The 14138-nt window shown below is 39.5% G+C and carries 17 protein-coding genes; 2 read left to right on the top strand and 15 right to left on the bottom strand.

Going from position 1 to position 14138, the window contains the following annotated elements:
• The 8 genes from RQ763_RS03440 to RQ763_RS03405 all read right to left on the bottom strand — a co-directional run.
• A partial coding sequence (locus tag RQ763_RS03440; protein ID WP_314151200.1) for an aminotransferase class I/II-fold pyridoxal phosphate-dependent enzyme occupies window positions 1-1079 on the bottom strand: 1079 nt, incomplete at its 3' end.
• Window positions 1080-1135: 56 nt separating this feature from the next.
• On the bottom strand, window positions 1136-1984 hold the full coding sequence (locus RQ763_RS03435; protein ID WP_314151198.1) for a hypothetical protein: 849 nt from the start codon (window positions 1982-1984) through the stop codon (window positions 1136-1138).
• Entirely contained in the window at window positions 1978-2811 is an 834-nt protein-coding gene (locus tag RQ763_RS03430; protein WP_314151197.1) for a hypothetical protein, read from the bottom strand. The genes RQ763_RS03435 and RQ763_RS03430 overlap by 7 nt, the downstream gene beginning before the upstream one ends.
• Window positions 2808-3488, bottom strand: a complete 681-nt coding sequence (rlmB, locus tag RQ763_RS03425; RefSeq protein ID WP_314151195.1) for a 23S rRNA (guanosine(2251)-2'-O)-methyltransferase RlmB — start codon at window positions 3486-3488, stop codon at window positions 2808-2810. Before rlmB ends, RQ763_RS03430 begins: the two co-directional genes overlap by 4 nt.
• A 38-nt stretch (window positions 3489-3526) precedes the next feature.
• Entirely contained in the window at window positions 3527-4342 is an 816-nt protein-coding gene (gene rsmI / locus RQ763_RS03420; protein ID WP_314151194.1) for a 16S rRNA (cytidine(1402)-2'-O)-methyltransferase, read from the bottom strand.
• Between the two features lie 12 nt (window positions 4343-4354).
• Window positions 4355-4555 carry a 50S ribosomal protein L31 gene (gene rpmE / locus RQ763_RS03415; protein ID WP_314151193.1) on the bottom strand — a complete coding sequence of 67 codons (201 nt, stop codon included), beginning with the start codon at window positions 4553-4555 and terminating at the stop codon, window positions 4355-4357.
• A 100-nt stretch (window positions 4556-4655) separates the two neighbouring features.
• Window positions 4656-5333, bottom strand: a complete 678-nt coding sequence (locus RQ763_RS03410) for a 16S rRNA (uracil(1498)-N(3))-methyltransferase (RefSeq protein ID WP_314151191.1) — start codon at window positions 5331-5333, stop codon at window positions 4656-4658.
• Entirely contained in the window at window positions 5324-5731 is a 408-nt protein-coding gene (locus RQ763_RS03405; protein ID WP_314151190.1) for a hypothetical protein, read from the bottom strand. Before RQ763_RS03405 ends, RQ763_RS03410 begins: the two co-directional genes overlap by 10 nt.
• Window positions 5732-5768: 37 nt before the next feature.
• Between RQ763_RS03405 and RQ763_RS03400 the strand changes: the two genes are divergently transcribed.
• Window positions 5769-6986, top strand: coding sequence for a molybdopterin molybdotransferase MoeA (locus tag RQ763_RS03400; protein ID WP_314151188.1), 1218 nt, complete (start codon window positions 5769-5771; stop codon window positions 6984-6986).
• Here the strand turns inward: RQ763_RS03400 and RQ763_RS03395 are convergent.
• From RQ763_RS03395 to RQ763_RS03380, 4 genes are all read right to left on the bottom strand, one after another.
• Window positions 6983-7564, bottom strand: a complete 582-nt coding sequence (locus RQ763_RS03395) for a 6-carboxytetrahydropterin synthase (RefSeq protein ID WP_314151187.1) — start codon at window positions 7562-7564, stop codon at window positions 6983-6985. The genes RQ763_RS03400 and RQ763_RS03395 overlap by 4 nt on opposite strands.
• A 3-nt stretch (window positions 7565-7567) precedes the next feature.
• Window positions 7568-8326 (bottom strand): 7-carboxy-7-deazaguanine synthase QueE, encoded by a 759-nt coding sequence (locus RQ763_RS03390; protein WP_314151186.1) that lies wholly within the window; start codon window positions 8324-8326, stop codon window positions 7568-7570.
• Window positions 8326-9291 (bottom strand): GTP 3',8-cyclase MoaA, encoded by a 966-nt coding sequence (gene moaA / locus RQ763_RS03385; RefSeq protein ID WP_314151185.1) that lies wholly within the window; start codon window positions 9289-9291, stop codon window positions 8326-8328. The genes RQ763_RS03390 and moaA overlap by 1 nt, the downstream gene beginning before the upstream one ends.
• A gap of 129 nt (window positions 9292-9420) precedes the next feature.
• Window positions 9421-10665 carry an alginate export family protein gene (locus tag RQ763_RS03380; protein ID WP_314151183.1) on the bottom strand — a complete coding sequence of 415 codons (1245 nt, stop codon included), beginning with the start codon at window positions 10663-10665 and terminating at the stop codon, window positions 9421-9423.
• A 259-nt stretch (window positions 10666-10924) separates the two neighbouring features.
• Between RQ763_RS03380 and RQ763_RS03375 the strand changes: the two genes are divergently transcribed.
• Complete coding sequence (locus RQ763_RS03375) at window positions 10925-11389, top strand: RDD family protein (protein WP_314151182.1); 465 nt, start codon at window positions 10925-10927, stop codon at window positions 11387-11389.
• A 69-nt stretch (window positions 11390-11458) separates the two neighbouring features.
• Here the strand turns inward: RQ763_RS03375 and RQ763_RS03370 are convergent, their stop codons facing one another.
• From RQ763_RS03370 to petA, 3 genes are all read right to left on the bottom strand, one after another.
• Window positions 11459-12406, bottom strand: coding sequence for a c-type cytochrome (locus RQ763_RS03370; protein WP_314151181.1), 948 nt, complete (start codon window positions 12404-12406; stop codon window positions 11459-11461).
• 10 nt (window positions 12407-12416) lie between these two features.
• Window positions 12417-13631, bottom strand: a complete 1215-nt coding sequence (locus RQ763_RS03365) for a cytochrome bc complex cytochrome b subunit (protein ID WP_314151180.1) — start codon at window positions 13629-13631, stop codon at window positions 12417-12419.
• A 15-nt stretch (window positions 13632-13646) separates the two neighbouring features.
• Window positions 13647-14138 (bottom strand): ubiquinol-cytochrome c reductase iron-sulfur subunit (petA, locus tag RQ763_RS03360; protein ID WP_314151179.1); only part of this gene is annotated, 492 nt, incomplete at its 5' end.

Below are 14138 nucleotides of genomic sequence, written 5' to 3'. Positions count from 1 at the left end.
ACACCAGCTTCTACAAGTAATCTTTTTGAGAACTCCAAGCTTCCGAGGTGCGCTACGCACTCAGGAAGTTTTGCCCAGACAAACATACTCGATTGATTTTTTCTGATATGCCAGCCTGCTCTGTCAAACGCTTCTAAAAGAATATCTTGACGATGCTCATACTTTGCCGTGATATCTTTTACACACTGCTGATCGCCGTTTAGTGCTATGGTAGCCGCAACCTGAATAGGTGTAAACATGCCGTAATCAAGCCATGATTTGATTTTTTGCAACGCGCCGATAAGCTTTTTATTTCCGACGAAAAATCCTACACGCCACCCTGCCATGTTATAGCTCTTTGATAGCGTAAAACTCTCAACAGCCACATCTTTTGCTCCGGGAACGCTCATGATAGACGGCGTTACATAATCGCCAAATGTTATATCTCCGTATGCAATATCGCTGATGACATAAAATCTAAGCTCTTTAGCAAGTGCCACAAGTCTTACGTAAAAATCCTGCGTAACTGTTGCAGTTGTTGGGTTGTGAGGAAAATTTACCAAAACAAATTTTGGTCTAGGAGAACTCTCTTTGAAAACTTTTATAAGGTCTTGGAAAAACTTATCTTCATCTACCTTGAAATCTTCATCAAACTCTATCCCAAATTTTATGACGCTTCCGCCCGCTAAAATAAATGCGTATTCATGTATAGGATATGTCGGGTCCGGCACAATAGTAACGTCGCCAAGATTGGTTATAGCGTATGCAAGATGCGCGTAACCCTCTTTTGAACCCATTGTTGCAACACACTCCGTCATAGAGTCCAAATCGCAGTCATATCTTCTTTTGTACCAATCGGCAATTGCGCCTAAAAGCTTAGGAATACCTTTTGACGTTGAATATCCATGTGTCTTTGTCTTTTGTGCAGACTCAATAAGTTTTTCTCTTATATGCTCAGGAGTGTCTCCATCCGGGTTTCCCATAGAAAAATCTATCACATCTGCGCCGGCTCTTCGCTCCGCCATTTTCAGCTCGTTTACCTCGGCAAAAACGTACTTCGGCAACCTTTTCATTCTATCAAATTGTATTTCGTCAAACATGAACATTCCTGCTTAAATTATTAATGACATTCTATCGAAAATTTTTTATAATTTGTTTATTTCTTTATTGTTGGTTTTAAAACCAAATCATCTTTGATATTTTTAAGAGAGTAGATATCTGAAATCTTTATGTAGTGTGTATTTTCTCTCATGCTTAGCGTAATGCGGCTTTTTTTTTCATCTATTTTTATAACCCGAAGCAACTTGAGAGATTTATCATAATAAGCTATATATGGATACCAATCATTTCTACGAGAGCTTGTTATCTCTATCTTGTTTATCTTTGACACATCAAGCCAGTATGAGTAGAGCGATCTTTTCAGTCGAAACTCCTCTGAATCCTCAAGAGCAGGTACGTTGAGTTTGGCATTTTTCATATCGATTACATATACCCAGTCTGTTTGCGACTCTCTAATAACATCAACAATTTCACAGTTGCTCTTTTTTAGCTCTTGGCTGAGAATAAGTGGATCTGTTGCGTACTCTGAGATCATATTTATTGTCCAAGTGAATTTTGAGTCATTATAAAGAGACTCTTTGGTTACATACCTGTAATAGCCAATATTTCTTAGCGAATCACTCATAATCTTTACAAAAAAGAGAGGAACTCCCTCTGTTTTAAAACTTATATTTGTCTCACGCGGAGTCTGAAAAAAGAGATTTAAAATACCGTTTTCTTTGAGAGTTTGGATCACTTTAACCGCATCTACTCTCCCCAAAGGAGTGTAATAGTCCTCTCTTGGAGAGAAGATGATGTTTATATACTCTTTATCTTTAGCAAAAGTTGCCCCGGAGATAAGGCTCTTTACCTTTTCAATAACAGGGTCCCCCTGTTTTTTCTCTTCTATTTGAGCACCAAAAACAGAGGAGAGAAGCAGAGCAACAAGTAAAAGTATCTTTACCATTCGTTACCTCTGTTTAATCTTGTAAACTCATCGTAGCTTATCTGTTTTAACTCTGAGTCTATATATGAAAATCTCATAGTATTTGGGTCTTTAAACTCTGTTGTCTCGCCGTTTATCTCTATTTTTATATATCCATGCCCAAATGAGAGGAGCCACTCTTTTGCAGGATCAAGCTCAAGCTCGTCGGAAAATGTTGTTTGGTACTTTTTATAGTCTGATAAATCAATATAGCCGAGCCATACTTTTGTTTTTGGAATAATTTTAAAAGATAACGGCTTAACTTCAGGCTCTGGTTGTTTCTCCTCGAGTTTCTCCTTGGGTTTCTCCTCCACTCTCACTATCTCCTCTACTCCGGTTGATTCCATTAAACTATCTTGAGATAAGTTCTCATCTAGTACAGAGTCGTTTTTATCATCTTGAAGCGTTGGCACAGCAGCTTGAAAGTTCCTGCTTGGATCTATAATCTCGTTTTGAGGCATTCTTGAAGCAAAGTAGAACAGTGTAAAAACTACCGCTGCACCTATGAGTATATAAAAAAATGTCCACTTTCTTTTTCTCTTAGATGCCGTAAAAATCTTCACCTTTTTTTTAGCATTTTCCTCATCACTTTTTTGGCTTTTAAAATACTCTCTTGCTCTATTTTTCAGCTCACTCAGATCAATGTCATACTCTCTCTCAAAGATAGATAAAAATCCTAAAAGTTGAACACTGCCCATTCCCTCAAAGTTTTCATTGAAAATCGACTCAATGTGCGTTCTTGATATATGTGTTCTCTCATGGATTTTTTGTACGCCGATTTTTTTTAATTTATCCAAATCTTCACTCATATTCTCATCCTATCCATCAAAATTGCTCCTGCTGCACCGACATTTAAAGAGTCGAATTTATGCGCCATTTTTATACTTACAATCTCATCGAGTTTTGAACTGACTCTAGCGGTAAGCCCTTCGCCCTCACTTCCTAAAAAGAGAGCACGTCTGCTGTGGACTTTCACCTCTCTTATATCGGTACCGCCCATATCCGCACCGTATGTCTTAAAACCGGACATCTTAAGGTCGTTTATGACATCATGGACATTTGTCTGCAGTGCAAAAGGCATATCAAAGAGTGCTCCCGTGCTTGTTCTGGTAATTGCTTCAAGAGGAAGTGATTTCACACCGCATGCAATGACCGCCTCTACGCCTAACGCATAAGCGGTTCTAATTATTGCACCGATATTTCCTACATCGGTCAGCCCAGATAAAACAAGTACAAAATCATAGTTTAAAAATGATTTGTAACTATGCAGAGCATAATCTTCAACCTCTGCAAGAATGCCCTGATGAGATGCATTTTTGCACATTTTTCCCGCCGCATCAGATGGAATCCTCTTTACCTCGAAGCCCATCTTCATAAGACGCGAATACTCTTTTTTATCCATCTCTTTTGCAAGATAAAGCGTTTTTATCTTAGCAGGATGATTCTCTATAATATAATTGATTGGTTGTTTTGCATAAATTAACATTTGAGCATTTTATCCAAAAAAATGAAAATAGTATATATCTACAGTTTTAAGAGTCTCTCGTAACAGGCTTTTGTATTTTCGCCTGTTATTTTACAGATAAGCTTTGCCTGAGTCTTTTTAGGCAAATCAAGCTCTAAAATATCATTTTGACTTATAGCACTCGGTTTTTGCGTCTCAGCAGCGCTGATGACAACAACCCACTCGCCACGGAGGTTTGCATCAACTTTTTGTTTAATCTCAAGGGCAGTTCCAAAATAGTAGCGTTGATACTTCTTAGTAAGCTCTTTAGCCAAAAAAATCTCTCTTGTAGGTTCCTCAAGGGAGAGCTCATCCAAGAGTTTCTCAAGTCTGTGCGGAGATTCATAAAGAACTGTGGTAAATCCGCTGCCAAGAGCGCCTTGAAGTGAAGCAGCCCTATCTTTGCCTTTGTGCGGCAAAAATCCCCAAAAAAGCATCTTTGTCTCAACAAACCCGCTTGCCACAAAAGCGGTTAGCAGCGCGTTAGCTCCAGGCAAAACATCATAAGCAACTCCGTTTTTTTGGCAGTACTTAACAAGAGCTTGACCCGGGTCGCTTATACCGGGCATGCCTGCATCGCTGACATAAATAACATTTTGTTCAAAAAAAGATGGCTCAAGATTTGAGATAAACTCTTTTTCATTATGGGAATGAAGGGGAAGAAAATTTTGTTCGGGTTTAAAAACGCTCTGGTAACGCTCTTTGAGTATGTGGATAAGTTTTTTTGTAACGCGAGTATCTTCGCATAGAAGTGTGTCGGCACCGCTTAGAGCCTCGATGGCTCTAAGAGATATGTCGCCTATGTTCCCAATTGGAGTCGGGACAAGTGTAAGCAAGAAAAATCTTGATTATTTTTTTGCGTAACGTTGGTTGAATTTTTCAATTCTTCCTGCAGTATCTACCATTCTCTCAGAACCTGTGAAAAACGGGTGACACTCATTACAGATATCAATTCTCATCTCTTCTTTTGCACTTTCTGTTTCAAAAGTGTTTCCGCATGAACATGTTATCGTACAAGCTACTAATTTCGGGTGAATATCTTTTTTCATTTTTTTGCCTTTTGATACTCGTTTATGTGCGAATATCTATATATTTTTTAAATCCGTATGGGGGCGGATTTTTAAGAGTGGGATTATACCAATATTTATCTTAAAGTACTATTTTGCTTGCAATTGCAAGAACGGCGCTCTCGGAGCGCAGAACCATCGGAGTATCTAACCTAAATCTTTTCAGAGATGAGAGGAGCTCTTTCTCTTTTTGAGAAAAACCACCCTCGCAACCAATGAGAACGGTTTTTATACTGCTGTAGTCCTGCAGCGTCTCATCGCAAAAATCAAATACGTTTGTATCTGGAAACTTTGCCACAAACGCCTCTACATTTTTATATGTATCAAACTCAATATAGCTGCTTCTTCCGCACTGCTGCATGGAAGCCTCCATAATTCTTTGAAATCTTTTAAAATCGAGTTTAGTGTTTTTTTGGCTTCTCTCACATGCTATAAACGAGACTCTCTCAACGCCTATTTCACAAAGTGAGGGCAGAACCTTCTCTATGGAGTTTGAATCTATTATGCACCAGCCGACATGGAGCGATTTTTTGCTCTTAACCTCATGTGTCTCCGAAAAGACAAGTGAGAGCTCTGCGCTTCTGGGCTCAACCTCTTCTATTTTATATCTGTGCAAAATCTCTATATTTTCTCTTGACCTAAAGCTTATCTCATCGCCCTCACAATGGCGGCGAACTTTGATGAGATATTTATGCAGATCGCCTCTTATATGAAGTGTTGGTTTCCCCGCCTCGTCATCAAGTATGTATATCAAAGCCACATCCAAAGAGAGATACTAAGGGTTACAACTATCTCTAAAAGCAGAATCTTAAGTGCGTATGCTTTAAAATTTTTAAACGCATCACTTTCTTTTTGACTGCTATTCTTAAGCGCTTTTGCACGTTTGCGCTCCAAATAGATAAGAATAACAACGAATAGTATCATGGCGATATTCTCTATAGTAAACTCTAGATGCTTCGCCGCCATCATAACTACGCCAGTAAAGATAACCATCCCTATTGCCGTTGCTGCAATGGGTGTAAAAAGCAGCATTGCCCTTCTATATTTTGCTAAATTTTTTATACCAAAAAGCATAAAAATATTTATAAAAATAGCACTTAAAACCAACATAACACCCCAGTTGTGTGTTACAATACTCATATCATACATTTCATTCATGGTGCAATGTTACAATAAAAATAGAAAAAGAAGAAACATGGCTGTTACAATAGAAGAGGCACTCGAATTTATTTACAAAAATGCTACTCCAAGGTCACTAAAGATAGTACCGTTTGAGGAGGCTTTGGGCTCTGTTTTGGCAGAAAATATAACTGCTTCTCACAACCTTCCTCCTTATGATAACTCGGCAATGGATGGTTATGCCGTCAAGGTTGAGGATGCTCTCAAAGAGGTAAAAGTAGAGCGTACTATATTTGCGGGTGATGACTCTAAAGATGTACTAAAGAGCGGGTTTGCAATCAAAATAATGACGGGAGCAAAAATCCCCCATGGCTGCGAAGCGATTGTTCCCATAGAAGATGTTACGCTCACGAATGATGGGGTTAAACTTCCAAACGATATAAAGCCCTCAAGACACATTCGTTTGTGCGGTGAGGATATTAAACGCGGGACAACTATCCTAAACAAAGGGCAGAGGCTCTACGCCCACCATATTACTCTTTTGGCGTCTCAGGGTATAAGCCACGTAAAAGTTTACAAAAAACCAAAAGTGGCTATTTTTGCCTCGGGAAATGAGCTGAAAATGCACTTTGAGAGTGTTGAGTCTTACCAGCTCTACAACACAAACAGTCCCACATTTTTTGCAAGAGCGCTAGAGCTTGGCTGTGAAGTTGATTTTATAGGCACGGCAGGCGATTCGCTTGAAGATATACAAAAGCACATCAAAAGCGCACTTGAGAGCGATTTAGTAATAACATCAGGCGGAGTTAGCGTGGGTGATGCGGACTTTACAAAAGAGGCGTTTGGAGCATTCGGTTATAAGATATTTTTTGATAAAATCGAGATTAAACCCGGCAAACCGACAACATTTGGGCGTATAAAAGATACTTTGGTGCTCAATCTTCCCGGAAATCCGCTTGCAGCAGCACTCAATTTTGAGTTATTTGGGCAAAGTGTCATATTGGCTCTTAGCGGTGATACGGCAAAATATATTGCGCCCATTGAGACAACGGCAGCGGCGGAGTGCATCATAAAAGGGGGCAGAAGAACGCTTATCCCAGGATATTTTGATGGCACTGAGTTTACGCCCTACGATAAGTTTTCACCCGGTATGATAACGCCGCTCTCGCTCTCTAACGCATATATCATAGTAGATGAGAAGTGTGAGGTTATCAAAAAAGGCAGCAGAGTAAAAGTGATCTCCACAAGATTTAGCTTCAACTCAAAAGAGCAAAAAAGCCTCTCGTGCAGCTAAACGCTCTTAGGGTTTAAAAAACTCTCACCCTTTTTTATCTTCTCAAAGAGTCTTGAGTCCTGCCAGCTATTTTGAATCTCTTGACTAAAATGAATTTCATTCAAATCAATCTCTCCCATATTTTTGGAGTAAGCATCCTCTCTAAAAGCCTGCGCATAGCCGGTTGCCGTTTCATGAACGATAATGCTGTGGAGTTTTACCTCCCTCTCTCCGTTGATGGTAGTGGTGAGGGTCAAAAGCTTGTCAATAATCACAAAAATAACACGGCTAAACTGCTCTGCGGATGGGGAAACGGGCAAAAGCGCCCATCTTGATGAGTGTGCTTGCATATCGGCTATATATTGCTCCTCATCACCGCTCCAGATGGCAATAGAGTGGTCAAAACACTCAATAATATCTTTCATATTTTGCTTCATTAGCCCAAAATCATAAACCATCTGACCGTTATCGAGAAAATTTGACTCAAAAAGGAGTTCAACTCTGTAGGAGTGCCCATGCAGAGAACTTCTGCACTTCACGCTAGAGCAGCCGCGAACAATATGAGCATTTTCAAATTTAAAAAGTTTTCTTATTATCATCTCTTAGACACCTCTGTTTTGATCCCAAATTCGTATGTGAAGTCTATCACTAAAATTGTACCCTTTTGATTTGCAAAACTCTATAAGCGGCTCGGTATTTGCCTCGACTTCCTCTTTTGTTCCGCCAAGAGGCATGCAGTAGATGTCGCAGTCCGGTGCATGCAAGCTTATCTCCAAAATCTCCTCTTCAAGCCCTAAATCTATAGAGTTTGCATCAATAGAGAATTTGAAAAAAGCCTCTTTTGCATTTGTGGCAATAGTGTTTATAATATCGCCTCTGACTCTTTTACTAAAGGACTCGTTTGAGTTTGAGAGCTTTACGGATAAAGCAAAAATGCACTCTTTGTAGATTGGGTAGCGCTCAAAATCAACACTTAAAGAGCCGTTCGTCTCAAAGGTAATTCTGTGTCCATCCGCATGAAGACCTTCTAAAAACTCCACAAATATTGCCTCATTTGCGTAGATGAGCGGCTCTCCTCCAGTCAGTACTATATCTACTTTTTTTGGCAGATCATACAGGTTGAGTATATTTAAAAGTTCTTTAGCATTGTTAACGGGTATCCAGTTTTGCAAAAAATGCTCCCTGTTTACAGCATAAACAGTGTCACATCCCAGAACTTTTGTGCCATCTGGTGCGCTCTCGATGCAGCCAAATCCTTCGCACTTCATGTTGCACCCGCCAAAGCGAAAAAAGAGTGATGGCGTGCCCGTGTAGCGCCCCTCTCCCTGAATACTATAAAAATGTTCTACTAAATATACCATCAACCGCCCGTTTCATAAAAAGCGCGGGTAGAGACTTCACCATCCTCTCCGCCCCAGCGGTTCTTCTCCGGCTTGTTCTTGACAACTTCTCTTAGCACTTCTGCCGCACCTGCTACGTCTCCGGCTTTTATCGCTTTACCTATACTTAGTGCTTCATCAAAATAGAGGCACGGAATAAGCTGCCCCTCTGCAGTTAGGCGGATGCGGTTGCACTGTTTGCAAAAGTCATCCTCATATGGTTCAATAATCCCAAATCTATAGCCGTCTTTCATGCGGTAGTAGTGAGATGGCGATGCACCGTCAAAGCCCTCATCCTCAAACTCATAATGCTCTCTTAGGGCTGCCAAAAGTTCATCGGACTTCAGACCGCTTATATCTTTAGAGGCAAAACTGTTCTCCATGTACTCTATGAAACGAACACTCATGTCTCTTTCTTTGCAATACTCAAGCACATCAACTATCTCATCAGCGTTCATGTTTTTCATCGGTACCATATTGACTTTTACTTTTAGTCCAACAGCAAGTGCTTCGTTTACACCCTCTAAAACATTTGCTAAAACATCCTTGCCCGCTATCTTTTGCGCTACTTCTGGCTTTAAGGTGTCGATGCTTACATTTAGGCGTTTTAACCCTGCATTTTTTAGCTTTTGAGCCGTAGATTTTAAGAGATAGGCGTTTGTCGTCATTGCCAAATCAATGTCGGGAGCATAGTCGTATATCATCTTTATAAATTTATCCAAATCTTCACGCAAGAGAGGCTCTCCACCGGTTATGCGGATCTTATTTATTCCCTCATCAATAGCCACTTTTACAAACAAAAAGAGCTCTTCAAAGGTAAGCAGATTCTCTTTTGGCACCCAAGAGAATGGCTTTTCCGGCATGCAGTACTGACATCTGAAATTACATCGCTCTGTTACGGAGATACGAAGATAATCTACTACTCTTTGGTAGCTATCTATTAGCATAATAATTCCTAAAGTGTTTTATATGTTTGTATTATATCTTTTGGAGGTAAAAAGTAGGTTAAATATTTTTTAGGTTGTAAAATAGAGGGGTGTTTCAAGCCACAAGAAAAGTGGCTTGAAAGCTAGAAATTATTTGCTAGCAAATTTATAGTCTAACATTACCCAGAATTTTGTAGTGTCAACACTGTGAGTGTCAGCATCATAGTCTGCAACTTTCAGAGTACCTACAAGACCGTTTACGCCTGGTACTGCTCTTGTATAAACAGCATCGATCTCTGAACCAAGGTCATCGCTTGTAACTTCACTTTGAAAGTCATGATAAATAACTTTTAACGTACCAATGTCTTTTGAAGTATAGCCTATCATTGCACTCATATCTTCAATACCGCTAGTCGGTGTAGCCAAGAACATATCAGCCCATCCATTTTGTCCATGTAGCGTTGCTAAAGGTGTAGCAAATGCACTACTGTCAGCAGAACCATCATCACCACTAAGTACTTCGTATCTAGCACCCAATAAGAAACCACTTACATTTGCGCCAAGCTCAAAGTTCATATAGTCAGCATCAGCTTTTACTTCTGCCCCGTTATAGCCAGAATTTTCCATAGTTGGATCAGTTTGCATAGCATACTCTGCACGGTAGTTCAGTTTAACACCATCAGAAACAGCTACATTACCGGTAAGTGCCAAACCGTAAGTATCATGACTTCCGCCAGCAGTACCCTCTCCAATTAAATATGCATACGCGGTAGCCTTTAGTTCTGGCATAACCTTATATGAAACATTGACAAGAGCTGTTCTTGTATCTCTACTACCAGCAGCCGTATCATGATCAAAAACTCTATTCACTTGAGTTATATAAGAAGCAAATACATTTAGGTTTTCAATACTGTTACAAGTTAATGTATAAGCATCAAATGTCTGGAACATCTGTCTCCAGCCTACCGCGCCTACGAATCTCTGGTTGTCGAGATTTATCATCTGACGACCGATTCTAAGAGTCGGTTTGCCAAGCTTGATGTCTACATACGCCTGTGTGAGGCGAGTCTGCTCAGGATCAGCAACAACAGCATGGTTAGTCTGCCCATTTGTTGTACTATTATAGTTTTCATTTAGTGCACGTACATCAGTCATCTCAGCATACGCTTTGAGCCAGTCTGTACCGAACAGATCAGCACCTACACCGATAGTCAAACGGTTAGTAAATGCGTTTGCATTATCCTTCCCATCTTGATCCACCATCTCATAACGAGCTCTGATTTCACCTTTAGCTTTAATGTTGCTTAAGATGTCTACCCCTTCAGCTTGCGCAGAAACCGAACCTATCCCCATTATCATGACCGCAGCCATTGACATTTTTACCATTTTTCTCATTTATTCTCTCCTGTTTTGTCTCTTTAATCACCCATATTATAGAAGTGATACATAAGTGATAATTTTATCACTTATGTATCACTTCTTATTATGAAATGTATTAGGACGTCACATATTCTACATCCCTAAATTTTAAATTTGGTTTAAATTATATGATTTAGCAGTTATTTGTTTACATATTGTTATTAATCACACCATTTAAGCCATATTTTATATACAGGAGAGTTTTAAAAGCTTTTATATCTGTTATAATTTCGCCATGAGATTTAGAAAACTTAAAAAAAATAGAAATATTACAGACAAAAAAGAGGCTCAAAAATTTACTTACGCTCCATATAGCTACAGAGTCAAAGCTTTTATAACCGACCTCTTTATGATATATGCTCCCATACTCTATATAGTCACATATATAGTGCTTGATGGCAAAGATGAGTTCCAGTCCTCACAGCTAGGACCTTTAATTGGGGTAACGCTCTATGGTCTTATATATGCGGTCTTGCTCAGCAAGTTTGGGCAAACACCCGGGAAAAAAGCGTATGAGATGAGAGTAGTTGATGATAGAAGCGGCAAAAATATATCGTTTTTTAGAGCAATAGTTAGATTTATTGCTTTTCTTTTTACGGCTACGACACTTTTAGGACTTTTCGTACCATTTTATAGAAGAGACAAAAAAGCGCTTCATGATCTTATTTGTAAAACAATTGTGGTTGTTGAGAAGAAGTAAGGATTTAAGTTTAGATGAGGATGAAAACTCTTCTCTAGCTTAGAGAAGAGTTTTCTGTTTGAAAAAGAGTTAGTGTAGCTCTTTCCAAACTGATCTTTTCCACAAGAATGCAAAGATTGCAAATATAAGAATGTACCACATTACGTTCATACCTACAGATGCTCTCTCATCTCTTTTTGTATCACCCGCATCTGCCATATGCTCGATTACTTTATGAGCAACGTCTGCTGTAATACCTACTCTAGGCATTGCAGTTCCTTCAAGTTGTGATTGAGGATTTTCAATAAAAGTGCTCAAGAAGTGCTCACTACGAGAACGGATATACATTGAAAGATCCGGAGGAAGCTTGCCCATGTATTTGGTTAGTGATTCTTGATACTCCAACACTTGAATGTCAAATGCCAATGAATCTTTCTCAAACTTAAATGAAGGTTTTTCACCAATTTGCGTCCAGTTTTCATATCTCATCTCATGACATCTACCACAAGCATTTTCATATGCCATTTTAGGTGTCAACTCATCTTTGCTAACAGCAATTGATTGTAGATAAGCAACCATATCTGCGACTTCTTGATCAATGTCTCCGCCAGCTCCGTAAAACGCAACCATTGGGTGCATCTGACCTTTAGCCGCATCAAACTTATGCTCAACCTTAAGTGCATGTGCAGGGTTTTTAATAAGATTTGCCAAAAACTTAGCGTCATATATAACACCCGCCTCGCTTAAATCCGGTGGATTAACACCATAAGCTCCAGCAGCAGTTACAGGATCCATACCCGCAGGTACTCCCTCTTTTGTAATTGAGTGACAGCCTGTACAGCCGCCAGCTCCCATAGTTAACTCTTTACCGTTTATGGCATCACCTGTTTTTGAAATCGGTGCCAAATCAGCATAAGCAAAATTTTCGCTCTCTACATGTTTGTGCATAACACTGTGTGCATATGGCTCAACTAACCAGTACGTTAGGAGAGTAAAAGCAACAACAACAACCAGAATTAAAGGTTCTTTATTTTTCATCCTATTCTCCTTATACTTTTTTTTCATTCATAGTTATAAATGGAAGCGCTACCCATAAAACTATAAACGCTATCGCTGCAACTAAACCGATGGTGCTAAATATACCCTCTGGAGGCAATTTACCCATAGCAGTAAGCACTATCATGTCAATCAACAATAACCAGAACCAAACACTGAAAGCTCCACGACGACTTGCAGGAACTGCATTTGGACTTCTGTCTAACCATGGAAGAAGAACAAAGATTACTTGTGCAAAACCAAAAGCTATTAGTCCGATGTTTACAGAGAACGGACGTAAAATCTCATAAGACCACAAGAAGTACCACTCAGGGTAGATGTGCGCAGGCGTCTTAAGCATGTCTGCAGGGTCAAAGTTTACAGGGTCAAGTGCAAAACTGTAGTTGTAAAATACAAGATAGAAGAAGAATATTAAAAATATACCAACAACCATCATATCTTTACTCATAAAGTCATTAGCAAAACGCATAACTTTTGAGCCAGCTTTGTCGCCTGCTAAATATTTTTTGCTCTCAGCATCAAAATCAATCTCTTCACCGTCTTGGTTGTTAACGTGAGGAATACGAAGAGCTGCAAAGTGAAGCCCGATAAGTCCCATGATAGCCAATGGTAAAAGAAGAACGTGCAACATAAAGAAACGAGACAAGAATGCTTGAGCAGGAACATAATCCCCACGAATCCACTCAACTAGACCGTCCATATGTAATCCGCCAAGACTAAAGATGTTAGTAATAACCATACCAGCCCAGTAGCTCATTTGTCCCCATGGAAGCATATATCCGCTAAACGCTTCAGCAGAAAAAGTAACAAAAAGAAGCATACCGGAGATCCAGATCATCTCACGTCCCTTTTTATAAGAGCCGTAGTAGATACCCGTAAACATGTGAATATAGATAACCAAGAAAACAACAGATGCAGCTACACCGTGAATATTTCTCCATAACCATCCAAAATCGACCTCTCTCATGATAGTGTAGTTTACACTGTCAAATGCCAAATCAACATGTGGCTGATAGTACATTAAAAGGAAAATTCCTGAAACTAAAAGTAATGCAAATGTAATTGCCAAAACCATACCCATTGCCCATAAAAAGTTAATATTTTTCGGTATCCAATACTCAGATGCCATAACTTTTTCAACTTTTTCAATTGCTAAACGCTGGTTTAACCAATCTTTAACACTTGTTGCTTTTGTAAAATGTGCCATATCTCATCCCCCTCTTTAAAGCGTTATTCCGCTATCTTTCATAGCTTGAAATTCCGGACCTACTTCGCCTAGAATCATATTGTTACCTTCAATTTTAAATGGAGGAATATCAAATGCACGCGGTGGTGGAACTTTTGTTACTTCACCTGCCCAGTTAAACATACCGCCGTGACAAGCACATAAGAATGACTTCTCTACGGGATTGTAACCCGGAATACAACCTAAGTGTGTACATAAACCGATAGCAATCATAAACTCAGAGCCTCCGACTGTAACACTTCTTGCTTTTTGACTCTCTGACTGGTTAGCAATCATCTCAGCTGTTTTTTTCAAAACAAAGATTGGCTTTCCCCTCCATTTTTCTGTTATTAGTTCACCCTCTGGATATATTGTCATGTCCAGAGTAGTAAAACCGGCAGCTTTAACGCTTGGAAGCGGATCCCAAGACTTTTTCATTGCAACCAATGAACCAACGGCACCAACACCTGCCACGGCGCCAAATGCTTT

It is taken from the genome of Sulfurimonas sp., from assembly GCF_032250635.1.
In the GTDB taxonomy this organism is placed as follows: Bacteria; Campylobacterota; Campylobacteria; order Campylobacterales; family Sulfurimonadaceae; genus Sulfurimonas.
This window is presented reverse-complemented; position numbering and strand designations above follow the sequence as displayed.

Bases quoted from the DNA above. Each gene is read 5' to 3' on its own strand.
- RQ763_RS03435 (WP_314151198.1), bottom strand. From the start codon at position 1,984: ATGGTAAAGATACTTTTACTTGTTGCTCTGCTTCTCTCCTCTGTTTTT.
- RQ763_RS03430 (WP_314151197.1), bottom strand. From the start codon at position 2,811: ATGAGTGAAGATTTGGATAAATTAAAAAAAATCGGCGTACAAAAAATC.
- rlmB (WP_314151195.1), bottom strand. From the start codon at position 3,488: ATGTTAATTTATGCAAAACAACCAATCAATTATATTATAGAGAATCAT.
- rpmE (WP_314151193.1), bottom strand. From the start codon at position 4,555: ATGAAAAAAGATATTCACCCGAAATTAGTAGCTTGTACGATAACATGT.
- RQ763_RS03405 (WP_314151190.1), bottom strand. From the start codon at position 5,731: ATGAATGAAATGTATGATATGAGTATTGTAACACACAACTGGGGTGTT.
- RQ763_RS03400 (WP_314151188.1), top strand. From the start codon at position 5,769: ATGGCTGTTACAATAGAAGAGGCACTCGAATTTATTTACAAAAATGCT.
- RQ763_RS03395 (WP_314151187.1), bottom strand. From the start codon at position 7,564: ATGATAATAAGAAAACTTTTTAAATTTGAAAATGCTCATATTGTTCGC.
- RQ763_RS03390 (WP_314151186.1), bottom strand. From the start codon at position 8,326: ATGGTATATTTAGTAGAACATTTTTATAGTATTCAGGGAGAGGGGCGC.
- moaA (WP_314151185.1), bottom strand. From the start codon at position 9,291: ATGCTAATAGATAGCTACCAAAGAGTAGTAGATTATCTTCGTATCTCC.
- RQ763_RS03380 (WP_314151183.1), bottom strand. From the start codon at position 10,665: ATGAGAAAAATGGTAAAAATGTCAATGGCTGCGGTCATGATAATGGGG.
- RQ763_RS03375 (WP_314151182.1), top strand. From the start codon at position 10,925: ATGAGATTTAGAAAACTTAAAAAAAATAGAAATATTACAGACAAAAAA.
- RQ763_RS03370 (WP_314151181.1), bottom strand. From the start codon at position 12,406: ATGAAAAATAAAGAACCTTTAATTCTGGTTGTTGTTGTTGCTTTTACT.
- RQ763_RS03365 (WP_314151180.1), bottom strand. From the start codon at position 13,631: ATGGCACATTTTACAAAAGCAACAAGTGTTAAAGATTGGTTAAACCAG.